This window comes from Halomonas sp. NyZ770, from assembly GCF_020616575.1.
GTDB classification, from domain to species: Bacteria; Pseudomonadota; Gammaproteobacteria; order Pseudomonadales; family Halomonadaceae; genus Vreelandella; species Vreelandella hamiltonii.
The window spans coordinates 14934-28491 of the sequence record NZ_CP085143.1 but is presented as its reverse complement, the minus strand read 5'-3'; the positions used below and the strand labels follow the sequence as shown (position 1 = coordinate 28491).

Annotated in this window: 12 protein-coding genes; 7 read left to right on the top strand and 5 right to left on the bottom strand. The window is 60.9% G+C overall.

The window, feature by feature from the left end; translation table 11 throughout:
* The first annotated feature begins 40 nt into the window (after nucleotides 1-40).
* From LG409_RS00115 to pelG, 5 genes are read left to right on the top strand one after another with little or no spacing between them, the layout of a single operon-like run.
* Nucleotides 41-571, top strand: a complete 531-nt coding sequence (locus LG409_RS00115; RefSeq protein WP_227407390.1) for a hypothetical protein — start codon at nucleotides 41-43, stop codon at nucleotides 569-571.
* An 11-nt stretch (nucleotides 572-582) separates the two neighbouring features.
* Nucleotides 583-1944, top strand: coding sequence for a PelD GGDEF domain-containing protein (locus tag LG409_RS00110; RefSeq protein ID WP_227407389.1), 1362 nt, complete (start codon nucleotides 583-585; stop codon nucleotides 1942-1944).
* Nucleotides 1931-3001 (top strand): HEAT repeat domain-containing protein, encoded by a 1071-nt coding sequence (locus LG409_RS00105; RefSeq protein WP_144983939.1) that lies wholly within the window; start codon nucleotides 1931-1933, stop codon nucleotides 2999-3001. Before LG409_RS00110 ends, LG409_RS00105 begins: the two co-directional genes overlap by 14 nt.
* Complete coding sequence (gene pelF, locus LG409_RS00100; RefSeq protein ID WP_096921728.1) at nucleotides 2998-4575, top strand: GT4 family glycosyltransferase PelF; 1578 nt, start codon at nucleotides 2998-3000, stop codon at nucleotides 4573-4575. The genes LG409_RS00105 and pelF overlap by 4 nt, the downstream gene beginning before the upstream one ends.
* Nucleotides 4576-4592: 17 nt before the next feature.
* Nucleotides 4593-5975: an exopolysaccharide Pel transporter PelG gene (pelG, locus tag LG409_RS00095; protein ID WP_096921729.1), complete on the top strand. Its 1383-nt coding sequence runs from the start codon at nucleotides 4593-4595 to the stop codon at nucleotides 5973-5975.
* A gap of 34 nt (nucleotides 5976-6009) precedes the next feature.
* On the opposite strand, the gene waaA is transcribed toward pelG, so the two are convergent.
* The 3 genes from waaA to LG409_RS00080 are packed head-to-tail and all read right to left on the bottom strand — an operon-like array spanning nucleotide 6010 to nucleotide 9825.
* Nucleotides 6010-7308 carry a lipid IV(A) 3-deoxy-D-manno-octulosonic acid transferase gene (waaA, locus tag LG409_RS00090; RefSeq protein WP_096921730.1) on the bottom strand — a complete coding sequence of 433 codons (1299 nt, stop codon included), beginning with the start codon at nucleotides 7306-7308 and terminating at the stop codon, nucleotides 6010-6012.
* Complete coding sequence (gene hldE / locus LG409_RS00085) at nucleotides 7308-8738, bottom strand: bifunctional D-glycero-beta-D-manno-heptose-7-phosphate kinase/D-glycero-beta-D-manno-heptose 1-phosphate adenylyltransferase HldE (RefSeq protein ID WP_081193783.1); 1431 nt, start codon at nucleotides 8736-8738, stop codon at nucleotides 7308-7310. The genes waaA and hldE overlap by 1 nt, the downstream gene beginning before the upstream one ends.
* Complete coding sequence (locus LG409_RS00080; protein WP_096921731.1) at nucleotides 8728-9825, bottom strand: glycosyltransferase family 9 protein; 1098 nt, start codon at nucleotides 9823-9825, stop codon at nucleotides 8728-8730. The genes hldE and LG409_RS00080 overlap by 11 nt, the downstream gene beginning before the upstream one ends.
* On the opposite strand from LG409_RS00080, the gene LG409_RS00075 reads away from it, so the two are divergent.
* Nucleotides 9824-10567 (top strand): 3-deoxy-D-manno-octulosonic acid kinase, encoded by a 744-nt coding sequence (locus LG409_RS00075; protein WP_096921732.1) that lies wholly within the window; start codon nucleotides 9824-9826, stop codon nucleotides 10565-10567. The two genes, LG409_RS00080 and LG409_RS00075, sit on opposite strands and share 2 nt — an antisense overlap.
* Here LG409_RS00075 and LG409_RS00070 read toward each other — a convergent pair.
* Nucleotides 10549-11667, bottom strand: coding sequence for a glycosyltransferase family 4 protein (locus LG409_RS00070; protein ID WP_096921733.1), 1119 nt, complete (start codon nucleotides 11665-11667; stop codon nucleotides 10549-10551). The two genes, LG409_RS00075 and LG409_RS00070, sit on opposite strands and share 19 nt — an antisense overlap.
* 84 nt (nucleotides 11668-11751) lie before the next feature.
* Here LG409_RS00070 and LG409_RS00065 point away from each other — a divergent pair, with 84 nt between their 5' ends.
* Nucleotides 11752-12795, top strand: a complete 1044-nt coding sequence (locus tag LG409_RS00065) for a glycosyltransferase family 9 protein (protein WP_096921734.1) — start codon at nucleotides 11752-11754, stop codon at nucleotides 12793-12795.
* On the opposite strand, the gene LG409_RS00060 is transcribed toward LG409_RS00065, so the two are convergent.
* The gene (locus LG409_RS00060; RefSeq protein WP_227407388.1) at nucleotides 12769-13518 is read right to left on the bottom strand and encodes a glycosyltransferase family 2 protein; all 750 of its coding nucleotides are present in this window, start codon (nucleotides 13516-13518) and stop codon (nucleotides 12769-12771) included. The genes LG409_RS00065 and LG409_RS00060 overlap by 27 nt on opposite strands.
* Nucleotides 13519-13558: the final 40 nt, after the last annotated feature.

Below are 13558 nucleotides of genomic sequence, written 5' to 3'. Positions count from 1 at the left end.
CTGCTTGCGGCGCCGCTCAAGCGCCCTCGGAGATACTGCCATGCAAATCTATCTATCACGCCCCCTGATCTGGCTGGCGCTGCTTGGCCTGCTGTTGAGCGGCTGCGCTGTCACTGACGTGCATCGCAGCGACCCCATCAGCCGACAAGCCAGCTGGGCCCTGCTGCCCCTCGCAAATCACTCTGAAACACCGCTCGCCGGGCATAAGGCGGAAGCCAGTCTGGTCACACTGCTACAGCAACGTGGCATCCAATCGCTCCGCCAAGCGCCGCGATCAAGCGCCCTGGATTTGCTCAGCCTACCCAGCGACCAGGACTACCAGGCGGCCCTTGCCTGGGCCCAGCAGCAAGGCGTGCGCTACGGCGTGACCGGCTCGGTGGATGAGTGGCAATACAAGGCGGGGCTGGATGGCGAACCGGCGATTGGTATGAGCCTGCGAGTAGTGGATGTGAATAGCGGCGAGATCGTGTGGAGCGCCAGCGGGGCGCGCACTGGCTGGGGATTCAGCAGCACCAGCGGCGTCGCGCAAAAACTCATGGCGGATCTCGTCGATACGCTGCCTTTGCAATAGAGAGGTCTGCCATGGCCACGCACATCGACGAACTGCAACCCGCGCTTGCACCTCGCTGGCTGCGCTATCTGGAATCCCTCGTCATCACCCTGGCGCTGCCCGTGATTGGCTGGATCATTAACCCAAACGACCCGCTGCTGCTGGGTAGCGGATTGACCTGGCTGCTGGCCATTGCCCCCCTACTGGTGGGGATGCGCTATGGCTTTGCCATGGGCTTTGGCAGTGCGTTGCTCAGCGTTGCCATCATGGGGTTGGAAGGGTTCTGGTACCACGGGGATGTACTGGCAGAGCGTGCTCAGCGGCTACCCATTGCCGTTGCGCTCATTCTGGTAGGCATGGTGGCGGGTGAAATGGCGGACGTATGGCGGCGGCGATTGCAGCAAATGGCCATTCTGCACCGTGCCCAATCGACTCGCCTGGAAGAGTTCGTGCGCCACTATCAGCTGCTGCGGGTCTCCCACGATCAGCTAGCCGAACGTCTGGCCGCCAATCCGTTTACCTTGCGAGATGCGCTACGGGCACTGGAAGAGAAATTCCTGTCGCTCTCCTCGCATCAGGATCCCTTGGCGCAGCATGGTGGCGAGCTTCTGAACTTCTTGGCGCTGCACACACGCATCCAGCAAGCCGTCCTGCTGCCGGTGAATCAACAGCGGCGGCTGTTACCTCACGCAGCGATCTGGTTTGGGGGCGAAAAGTCCCTGGATTGGCATGACTCGATGCTGGCGGCCTGCCTGGAACAACGCCGCATGATCTGCCTGAAAAGCGCCATGACCCAAGGGTTCAATGTGGATAACGCCCCCCTGCTCGCCGTGGTTCCGCTGATCGATGTCGAAGAGCATATTCACGCGGTGGTGGCAGTGACCTCGATGCCCTTCATCGATTTTCATCGCGGGCATCTACACCTGCTGGCGGTGCTTGGGGCACAGCTTGGAGATATGCTTCACCATACTCAGCACCCTGGCCAAGGAAACAGTGGCGACCAGCATGCCGTGGTCGCTCAGTGGGTACGCCATGCACGAGAGCATCAGCTCACCTCGCTGCTTGTGACCATCGCTTTTGCACAGCCGCTGAACGACTTGCAGATTCAAAGAATCATCGACAGCGTGGTACGCCAACAGCGCGGCCTGGACCGTAGTTGGGTGGTGCATCAGGCAAACCTACCCCCGCGCCTTCATGTACTCCTCCCCTTGACCCAGCCACGCGCCTTTGCCATCTACGCAGAGCGGCTGCAGGAACTCTTTGCCTCGGAGCCTGGCCTTGGCGAAGCCTGTCAGGCCATTCACCTCGGCTACCAAGTGATTGATGGGCGGCTATCGGCCAAAAAACTCCTCTCGCTTCGCAATCCCCCCGAGGTGTCCCATGCGCCGTCCTGATGCGCCCCCCCATGCCAGTTGGCGCGTGTTGATAAGCCTGTGCTGGCTGGTAGCGGGCTTGGGCATGGAGGGGTGGGTAGCCAACCGCTGGGTGGTGGATAGCTGGGTCGTGGATAGCTGGGTCGTGGATAGCGGGAGCGCCAGCCTTGGGGCACCCTCACTGACGCTCCTGGCCGGACACGCGGCAGGAAGCATCTTGCTGGCCGAAGGCCTTCGGCGGGCGCTCCCCCTCCACTATCAGCAGCCCGTATTGGGCAGCCTTTTGCTGCTGTTCTTGCTGCTGTTCCTGTTGCCAGGCATTGCCTTGGTAGGGCTACTGCTGGCCGTATTGCCAGCGCTCTACTTCGCGGCACCGGAACGTGACCGCGCTTGGCAAACGCTGGACTTGCCGCCGCTACCCTATCGGCCCCTGACGCCCCCCAGCGCGGATTCGATGGCCATGCGCGAGGGACTCACCAGCATCCTTAACTTCACTGATAGCCCGGTAGCTCGACAAGAAGCGATTTTGGCCTGCCGCCATTTGCCGCCAAGGCAGGCCATTGGCCTACTGCGTTTAGGGCTGGCAGACCCGACCGATGATGTGCGCTTGCTGGCCTACTCCATGCTGAGCGGCATCGAGCGTGATTTAGACGAGCGTATTCAGCAGCTGACAGCCACCCGTGACCAGCACGGTGACCCACATGGCCATCATGCCGAAGCGCTCGCCATGCTGAACTGGGAGTACGACTACCTGCATCTCGCTCAGGGCAGCACGGCACAGTTCTATCTGACCCAGGCACTGAGTGAGATCGACAGCGCCATTCGGCTTGCCAACTCCGCCCATCGCCAGCTGTTACGCGGTCGCTTGTGCTTGGCACTGAAAGCGTTCGACAGCGCAGAAGCCGCGTTTACGCAGTGCGCATTGCTAGGCATGGAGGAGGATGACCTGGCCTCTTACCGCGCTGAGCTGGCCTTCCAGACACGGCGTTATCACGACATGCAGGCGCAGCTTGCCCGGCTGAGCCCTGGCGCCGCCCAACACCCTGTGCTGCACCCCTTGATGGAGTATTGGCGATGACATGGCCCACGTTGGGTAAACACGATATACCGGCAGATGTCATTTTGCTGCTCGAGGGCACGTACCCCATGGTGCGGGGCGGCGTCAGTGCCTGGGTGGATCAGCTGATTCGAGGGCTTCCCCACCTGCGCTTTGCCTTGGTCTTCTTGGGTGGTCGCCCTGATCACTACCAGGGTATTTTGTTTGAGCGGCCCGCAAACGTCGTGCATCTGGAGTGCCACTATTTGATGGACGACCTGCCTTCGTTATCGGTCATCAAAGCGCGTCAAGGCAAAGCCAGTACGTTCAACACCGTGCGTGAACTGCACGACAACCTGCGCAACCCCGAGCAGCAGGACCCGCTACGTGCCCTGTGTGATGTAGCGCAAATGATTGGCCAGCGGGGCGGCTTGAGCCGGGAGGATTTTCTGCATAGCCAAGCGGCTTGGCAGCAAATCGTTGACCACTACCTCACCCACGTCACCGAGCCCTCCTTCATCGACTACTTCTGGTCAGTGCGCAATATCCATGCGCCACTGTTTTTGCTGGCCAGCATTGCGCAAGGGCTGCCTAAAGGGCGCTGCCTACATGCCATATCCACCGGTTACGCGGGGTTTCTCGGCGCACTGGCGCACCATATTCATCACCTCCCCTTCGCGATTACCGAACATGGCATTTACACCAAGGAGCGACAAATCGATCTACTGGAAGCGAAGTGGATCAAAACCTCCACCGACGCGCTTTCACACGGTTTTCAGATCGATACGGGCTACCTTCGCCAGATGTGGATTCGCTTTTTCCAGGGCCTTGGCCGCATGAGCTATGCCAGCGCCTCGCACATTACCACGCTACACGAAGGCAACCGCCTACGGCAGATACAGGACGGTGCCGAGAAGGCGCGCACGCGAATTATTCCCAACGGTATTCAGATCGAGCGCTTCGCCCCGCTACGCAGCGCGACCGCCAACAATCAGCAACCGATTGTGGCGCTACTGGGGCGCGTGACGCCTATCAAGGATATCAAGACCTTCATTCGCGCGATGCGCCAGCTCATCAGCCAAGTCCCTGATGCCCAAGGCTGGATTGTCGGGCCCGACAGTGAAGATCCTGCCTATGCCCAGGAGTGCCGCGATTTGGTCCAGCAACTAGGGGTAGAGAAGCAGGTGCGATTTCTCGGCTTCCAACGTACCGAGGAGATACTGGCCCAGGTGCGCTTGGTGGTGCTGACCTCCATCAGCGAAGCCCAGCCGCTGGTGGTATTGGAAGCCATGGCGGCGGGCATACCGGTGGTGTGCAGCGATGTCGGTGCCTGCCGCGAGCTGGTGACCGGCGACGCGACACGCCAACAGGCGGCGGGGCAGATCGTGCCCATCGCCAATCCCATGGCCACTGCCCATGCCATGGAGCAACTGCTGACGCAGCCCGCTAGATGGCTGGACGCTCGCGCGGCGGGCATAGCCCGCGTAGAGGCCGACTACACAGACGCCTTGATGATGACGCGCTATCAGCAGCTGTATGACGAGGTCATGTCGCCCACCGCCATTCCGATGTCGGCAGCGGCTCGCTTGTTCACCGCGCTGGGCAGGCGCCAATAGCTATTGGAGGAGGGGTCATGGCGGGCATTGGTTTCGAACTTCGGCGGTTACTGCGCCAGGACAGTTACGTCAGCCTGCTGCGTGCGTATGGCTACGCAGGCTTGATCAGCTCTGGCCCTTGGGTACTGTCGATACTGGCAGTGATGGCACTAGGGGTATTGTCGACGGCGGCAAGCCCTGGCGGCAGTGCTCATGTGACGGAGTTTTTGGTCTCGGTCACTTGGCTGGTGGCCAGCTCACTGCTGCTGACGTCACTGGTGCAGCTGCTGTTTACCCGCTTTGTGGCCGATCGACTCTTTGAAAAGCGCGACAGCGCGATTCTGCCGAACCTGTTTGGCCTGCTCACGCTGGTGGTACTCGTCGCGGCCAGCGTCGGGGCAAGCCTTCTATGGTTCACCTTTCAAGACACGCCTTGGCTCTATCAGCTTGAAATGCTGATCAGCTTCATCGTGCTGAGCATGATCTGGTGCGTCACGGTGTTCGTTGCCGGCGTAAAAGCGTATCGCCAGGTCTTGTGGGCCTTTGCGTTTGGCTACGGCGCCACCTTTGTGGGCGGCATGCTGCTGAGCAGCTACGGGCTAGTCGGATTACTAGGCGGCTTTGTGCTGGGTCAGAGCCTGCTGCTCTTTACGCTGCTGGCGATGGTGATTCGCCACTATCCCAGCGATCGGCTATGGGCCTTTGACCTGCACCGGGCTGGACAGTGTCATCGGGCGCTGATGGCGATTGGCTTGTGTTATCAGCTCGGTATCTGGGCAGATAAGCTCGTCTTCTGGTTTCATCCTGGCACCTCGGAAACCATTATTGGCCCGCTGCGCGCCTCACCCATTTACGACTTGCCCATTTTTCTGGCTTACCTCTCCATCGTACCGGGCATGGCCGTGTTCATCATGCGTATGGAAACGGATTTTGCAGAGCGCTGCCAGGCCTACTACGACGCCATACGCCAAGGCGATACGCTGCTGCACATTGAAGATCTGCGCGGCGAGATGGTGGCCAGTGTTCGGCATGGCATTTACGACATCTTCAAGGTGCAGGGCATGACGGTCATGGCCCTGCTACTCAGTGGGCCAACCCTGTTTACCTGGCTCGGCTTCTCCCACTGGTATCTGCCGCTGTTCAACATCGACATCGTGGCGGTCGCCATACAAGTGCTGCTGATGGCCATCTTGAACGTGCTGTTTTATCTCGACCGCCTGAAGCCTGCGCTTTGGCTGTGCCTGCTGTTCTTCATCGCCAACGTGCTACTCACTCTGCTCAGCCAGATGCTGGGCCCAGTGTTTTACGGCTATGGCTATGCGCTGTCGCTGCTGTTTACATCGCTGGTGGGGCTTGCGGTACTCGATCATGAGTTTGAGCAACTCACCTTCCAGACCTTCATGCTTCAGCCCCATCGGTAAGCAGCCAGAGCATGAAGAGAGTGAGTGCCCACTATCAGGAAGGCCTCGGGATCAGCTGCTCAATGCCCGTCAAGGTACGTGCGAGCGCCCCGCGCTGGGCTTGAATGACCGCCTTGCCCGCTTGGCCCGCCTGTTGGGCACGGGCCGGGTGGGCAAAGGCATCTACCAGCGCACTGGCGAGCGCATCGTGGGAAGCTACCACCGTCAGTGCCTTGGCCGCCAAGAGCGGCTCGGCAACATCGCTGAAGTTCTCCAGCGATGGACCACACAGCACGGGCTTACCCAGCGCAGCAGGTTCCAACACGTTGTGTCCGCCCAGTGGCACCAGACTCCCCCCCACATAGGCGACGCTGCCCGCAGCGTACAGCGTCGCCAGCTCGCCCAGCGTATCCCCCAGGTAGACCTGGGTGGCGGGCGTGACGGGCTGTTGCTGGCTTCGACGACTCACCTTGAACCCTTCGCGCTCACATTGGGCCGCCACTTCATCAAACCGCTGTGGATGCCTGGGCACCAGCACTAACAGCGCCGCGGGGAAGCGCGTGAGCAATTGACGATGGGCAGCCAGCAGCAGCGCTTCTTCCCCGTCTCGGGTAGAGCCCGCGACCCACACTGGACGCTGACCCCACACATTAAGTAAGTACTCACTCTCTTCCAATAGCCTTTCAGGAAAGGCTTGTTCGAACTTCAGTGACCCCACCACGGTGGTGGATTCAGCCGCACAGCCCAGCGCGTGAAAACGCTCGGCGTCCTCTGGCGACTTGGCAGCCAGCCACGTCACGTTGGCCAAGGCCCCCTGCATCAGCGGGCGCAAACGCTGGTAGCGGCCAAACGCGCGGGGCGATAGTCGGCCGTTCACTACGGCAACGGGCACCGCCTGCCGATGGCAGGCGTGAAGCAGGTTCGGCCACAGCTCGGTTTCAAACAGGATGGCAAGGTCCGGCTGTACGCGAGCCACAAAACGCCTGGCCGCGCCGGGAAAATCCAACGGCAAAAAACGGTGGGCAAGGCGCGTCTGGTCGGCAGTCTCCTGTTCTGCTACCAACGCCTGTGCCTGTCTGGCGCCGGTAGCCGTCATGGTGGTCAGCAGCAGGCTGTGGTGAGGAAAGCGCGCCAGCAGCCCTTCGATCAGCGGGCGTGCGGCGCGCACTTCCCCCACGGAAGCACAGTGCAGCCAAAGGCGCGGCGCGGGCGGGAGTGGTGCAAGGCGCAGTCCCAGCCGCTGGAGTCGTGAGCAAGTGGGGACTTGCTCACGCCAGATGCGCCAGCCAATCAAGGGCGCCAGCCCATACAGCACAGCCGAATAGGCCAGCCGTGGCCAGCGGGGGGCGGTCATCAACTTTCGCGATCCAGAATCGAGCTGATCATTGCCGTGGTGGAAACACCATCCTCGAAGCCCAGCACCTTGACTTCGCCCCCGTTGGCAATCACGGCGCTGCCGCCAGCAATGTCTTCGGGGCGGTAGTCGCCGCCTTTGACCAGAATATCCGGCAATACTTGCTCGATCAGGGCGGCAGGCGTGTCGTCACTGAACGGCACCACCCAATCCACCGCGCCGAGCCCCGCCAGCACCTGCATCCGTCGGTTCAACGGGTTGATGGGGCGCTTCGGCCCTTTCAACCGGCCAATGGACGCATCGTCGTTCACCGCCACGACCAGCCGGTCACCCAGGCGCTTGGCCTGTTCCAGGTAGGCCACATGGCCTGCGTGGAGAATATCGAAGCAGCCATTGGTCATCACCACCCGCTCACCGCGCAGCTGCGCAGCGCGAACGGCATCGATCAGAGGCGCTGGCTCGATCACGCCGAACTCGGCCAGCTTGTCGCCATGCAGCGCGGTGTAAAGCTCGGCAATGGAGAGCGTGGCGGTACCCGGCTTGGCCACCACCAGGCCCGCGCCCAGATTGGCCAGCATCATGGCTTCCGGCAGCGCATGGTTAGCGGCCAGGGCCAGGCCCATCAGGCCAATCACGGTATCGCCAGCCCCCGTGACATCGAACACTTCCTGGGCACGGGTGGGCAGGTGCAGCGGTGCATGGCCTTCACGGATCAGCGTCATGCCCTTCTCGCTGCGGGTAATCAGCAGCGCTTCCAGTGCCAGCTCGGCACGCAGCGCTTCGCCACGCTCGGCCAGGATAGCGTCGGTGGCGCAGGGGCCCGCCACGGCCTCGAACTCGGCCAGGTTAGGAGTGATCAGGCTGGCTCCCCGGTACTTGGTGAAATCCTGACCCTTGGGGTCGATCAGTACCCGCTTGCCGTGCTGGCGAGCCATCTCGATCAGCCGCTCGACCTGATTCAACGTGCCCTTGCCGTAATCCGACAGGATCACCACGTCGCATTCGGGCAGCGCCTGTTCCACTTGTGCCAGCAGGGCGCTGGTGTCCACGCTATCGAGGCGCTGCTCGAAATCCAGGCGCAGCAGCTGCTGGTTACGGCTCATTACACGCAGCTTGGTAATCGTTGGGACATCAGGGCTGCGCTGGAAGTAAGTGCTTACATTGGCTGCCGCCAGGCGCTTGGTGAGCAGCTCGGCATTGTCATCCTCTCCCACCAGGCCCGCCAGCGCGGCGTGCCCACCCAATGACGCCACGTTGAGCGCCACATTGGCCGCGCCGCCGGGGCGGTCATCGGCATCTTCCACGCGTACCACGGGCACCGGCGCTTCCGGTGAGATACGCGAGGTGCCGCCATGCCAGTAGCGGTCGAGCATGACATCCCCGACCACCAGTACGCGGGCATGTTCCAGGGCGGTTAGATCAACTTTCATCCGAGAGTCCTGTTGTGGTGTGCGCTGCGCTATGCGCCAGCAGCGCGTCTAACTTGGCAATGACGTCGTCCGCCTTGATCAGGTCCATGGCATCGGCATGCCGCACCCGCTGCCCCCAGCTCACTTCGTCCACCGATTTATGCAGATAGGTGCGTACCGCATCGGGATACGCATTGACGGCAAAATCGCGCCACAGATAGGGCGCAGCCCGCTGGGGGTTGGTGGTGGCATAGAGGCCAAGCGTCGGCGTGCCCATGGCGTTGCCCATATGCGCAGGACCCGTATCCGGGGCAATCACCGCGCGAGCGTTATCGATCAGCGCCAGCACGCCCTTCAGCGAGGTGCCGCCGATGGCATTGATGACGCTCCCCGGCTGGCAGAGCGCCTCGATATGGTCGCCCATTTCACGCTCCAGGGGGCTGCCGCCCCCCGTGAGCACGCTCTTGAGACCATGCTGTACCCAGGCATGTTCAATCACGCTGGCATACCCTTCCACGGACCAGTTGCGAAAATTGCGCAAGCGCGCATTGCTACAGGGGTTGATCACCAAATAAGGCGTGTCGCCACTGATCGCCCGGGCTTCCTCGTAGGCAACGGCAGGCACCGCGAGATTCCACTCCAGACGCTCGTCTTCGACGCCCAGCAGACGCGCAAAATCCATGAACGACTCCAGCACATGGGCGTTCTCGTGGGGGGCTAGCTGGTGCTGAGTGAACCAGTGCTGGGCGTCCTTGGCACGGGCCTTGTCATACCCTACCCGGACGCTGGCTTTGAGACCGAGCGAGAGCACACTGGCACGAATGGCCTGCTGCATATGCAGCAGCACGTCGAAGCGGGTATTGGCCAGCTCACGCCAGATGGCCCGCATGCCGGCAAGCCCGGTCGCTTTGTCGTACACGACGAACTCGACCCCGGAAAGCCCGGCCAGTAAACTGTGCTCCCCCTTGCCGATAATCCAGGTAATGCGCGCATGCGGCCACTGGCGCTGCAACGCTCGCACCGTGGGCACGAGATTGCACACGTCTCCCAACGCGGAGAGGCGCAAAATGGCAATATGGTTTGGTTGAGCAGGCAGAGAGGGCTTCATGCGCTTAGCGGCACTCCAGCAGAAAAATGGGCTGATTTTACATGATGCAGACAGTTTAAGTGACGCCTGCGCATCACACCAACTGTCCTCCCCGACTCACCCACTGAGCACGGCGCTGTTCGAGGCAGATTACTGGCAATCGCGAGGCCTGGTAGTCGGCGAAGCACCCGGCCGTGGCAGCAGCCTGTTCCTGCAAGCATGCGACCATGAGCAGTGGGTGCTGCGCCCTTACCAGCGCGGCGGGCTCATCGCCAAGGTCAACAAGCAGCGCTATGTCTGGCTGGGGGCAGAGCGCACACGAGCGTTTCGTGAAGTGCGCTTGACCGCCTCGCTGTATGAGCAAGGGCTTCCCGTGCCTCGCCCAGTGGCCTGCTGCGTCACTCGGTTCGGTTTGACCTATGAGGCGGCTCTGCTGACCGTACGCATCCCGGGCGCCCGAGCGCTCGCCTCCTTACTGAGCGCCGAAGAGGCAGACGAGGCGCTGTTGATGCGCGTAGGCGCCATGATCAAGCGGTTTCACCAGGCAGGGCTTGATCATGTGGATCTCAACGCCCGCAATATTCTGGTGGATGAGGCAGGCAAGCCCTGGCTCATCGATCTCGACCGCTGCCGACTGCGCCCGCCGGGCAAATGGCAAGCGGGCAACTTGCAGCGGCTGGAACGGTCTGTGGTGAAGTTTGCCCCTAGCCAAGAGAAGCGCCTAATGGCACCGCTTTACGCAGGCTATGCCGACACTGAGTAGATCTCCATTAAGCGCTTCACGTGCTGCTTGTTACTGAAGTGCTCCTCCACGCGCCGCCGCGCGGCACGCCCCATGGCTTGACGTGTGGCCGCATCACGAATGAGCGTGTCCATGGCATCGCGCCAGGCGGGCACGTCAAACGGGCCTACCAACACGCCGGAATCAGCATCCACTAGCTCCGGCAACGACCCGGTATTCGAGCCAATGATCGGCATGCCGCAGGCCATGGATTCGATGATCGTCAGGCCAAACGCTTCGTTTTCCGAAGGAATACACACCACGTCCAGCACGGGCAGAATCTCCGTCAAGTCGCTGCGATGCCCTAGAAAGGTGATTTTATCCGCCAGCGGCGTGCCCGCGATGGTGCGCTGCAGCTCGGCATAGAACGCTTCCACGCCACCTGACGCATAGTCAGTGCCACCGATAGAGAGCGCATAAAAGTGAAGCGTGGGGTCAAGCGCTAGCAGCGCGTTTACCCAGACGTCCTGGCCTTTGCCAGGCGTCACCCGGCCCGGAAGCCCGATGAGCACCGCGTCTGCCGGTACACCCAGCGCTTCGCGCTTAGCCGTAATGGCAGCGGGGTCACGATTGGGCTGGTACTTATCGATATCGACTCCGTGGGGTAAACAAACCACCCGCTCCTGGGGAAGCGGTAAATTGCGAATATTGCGCTGATACGTTGCCTGGCTAATAGATAGCACACGATCAACGCTGCCATAGGCAACACGGTGATAGGGGCTTTTTTTAGGGCGCTGACCGCCAACGTGATCTGTATAAAGTATTCTCAACTTTGGTATCAGCGCTTTTAACAGCGTAGTGAGGCGCAGATCACTCGATTTATGACAGTGAATGACGGAGATGTTTTCCTCCCTCAACCAGCGACGTATCGACAGCAGGTTGACCAGCGCCTGCCCGTTGCTAGCAAAGGCCTTATGCGGCACTCCGTTGCGCTGCATGTAAGTTTCTACCTTGGTGTCTTTCAGGCAGATGCCGATGACGTCCCAGCCTTCCGCCAGCAGGTCTTCTATCACTCGGTCTACGTATAGCTCCATTCCGCCTTTACCATCGGAAAGACACAGTTGCAGTACCTTATTTGCCATCGCTTGCCCCACCTAGCCGCCCACTGTTAAACAATCCTTAAAATCTCTTGTAGTATACAGGCTGCTATTAATGGGGCCTAAATCATGGCGCAGAGACTGCTTGTCGTGCGTAACGACAAAATCGGCGATTTTATGTTGGCGTGGCCAGCCTTGGCGTGTTTGAAACAGGCATCGCCTGCGCCCCACGTTACGGTGCTGGTGCCCGCTTATACGGCCCCGTTAGCCAACGCGTGCCCATGGGTCGATGAGGTCATTATCGACCCCGGTAGCCAGGCCGATAAAGCGGCGCAGCAAGCGCTATTGTTTCACGTGAAACAATCGAAATTCGATGCCCTGCTAACGCTGTTCTCGACGCCGCGTATCGGTTGGCTGGGCATGAGAGCAGGCATTGCGCTGCGCGTTGCCCCCGCGACCAAATGGGCCCAGGTGTTTTATAACGTGCGGGTGCGCCAACGTCGCTCCCAGTCCGCCAAACCCGAGTACCAGTACAACGTCGATCTGGCCTGTGAGCTGCTGGCACGCCTTTCTCTGAAACTCTCTACCCTGCCTTCACCACCCTTCTGGCCGCTGGATGACGCACTGCGCCATGCACAGCGCCAAGCGTTGATAAACGATACGTCAGAGCGCGTGGTGGTAGTTCATCCTGGCAGTGGCGGCTCGGCGGTGAATCTATCGGTAGCGCAGTACGCCGAGTTGATTACTCACGTTCACCAGCAGTGCCAGCACTTGCCACTACGCTGGCTGATCAGCGCTGGCCCCAGTGAGCAGCCTCAGGCACAAGAGTTGAGGGAGCAGCTAGCCAAACAGGGTGTTGAAGCAGACCACTTCCCCGACACCGCAAGTGTCGACGCCTTTGCCTTACAGCTAGGCGGAGCGGACATGCTGATTGCTGGCTCGACCGGCCCGCTGCACATTGCAGGCTGCCTGGACATCGCCACGGCGGGCTTTTATCCGGCCAAGCGCTCAGCCACGCCGCTGCGCTGGCAAACTTGCAACCGGGCGGAAAAGCGCCTGGCGTTTAGCCCGCCTTCAGGCGCTGACACACAGGACATGACTGCCATCGATCTCGACGCGGCAGCCCACCAGATCTCAGCGCTGCTTCTAGGCGGTTTGGGTACGCACCCATAGATCGGCGTACTTGGCGAACGTGGAATGCGCAGAGAGCAGAGCCAGCAGCAGCCCCTGCTTGCCATCCTTGAACCCGGCTTTGAGCACGTACATCTTGAGAAAGCAGGCCAGACCATGGCGAATGCCTTGCCATAGCGTGGCCGTTTTGCCCTGCGCAGCCCGCTGCTCTGCCCAGGCCTGGGCATAGTGGGCGGATTTCTCCAGATAGTGGCGCAGATCGCGGTAGGTGTAGTGAAGCAGGTCGCCGGATAACGGCTTTTCGGCAAGGCCTGCGTCGACGACCAGCTTCTCGTGCACCAACGCGGCGTTATACCCTGCCTGACCTTTCGGGTAGAGACGCAGCACTCGGTCTGGGTACCAGCCCGAGTGGCGAATGAAACGGCCAAAACACCAGGAGAGCCGACTCACGCTGTAGGCAGCAGGCGGCTGCTGAACGGCGGCCTGAATGCTGTCACGCAATTCAGGGGTCACGCGCTCATCGGCGTCGACCATCAAAATCCACTCACTGCTCACTAGGGCTTCTGCTCGCTGGCGCTGAATGCCAAACCCCTGCCAGTCGGCATTCACATGGACCTTGTCCGTGAACGCGCGGGCAATCTCGCAGGTAGCATCCTGGCTGCCCGCATCCAGCACGACGATTTCATCGGCCCAGGTGAGCGTTTCCAGGCATTCACGCAAATGGTGGGCTTCGTTTTTGACGATCAACACAGCAGCAATAGTCACAGTTCACCTATCCCAGCGAATTTATATCAACGAATCTATA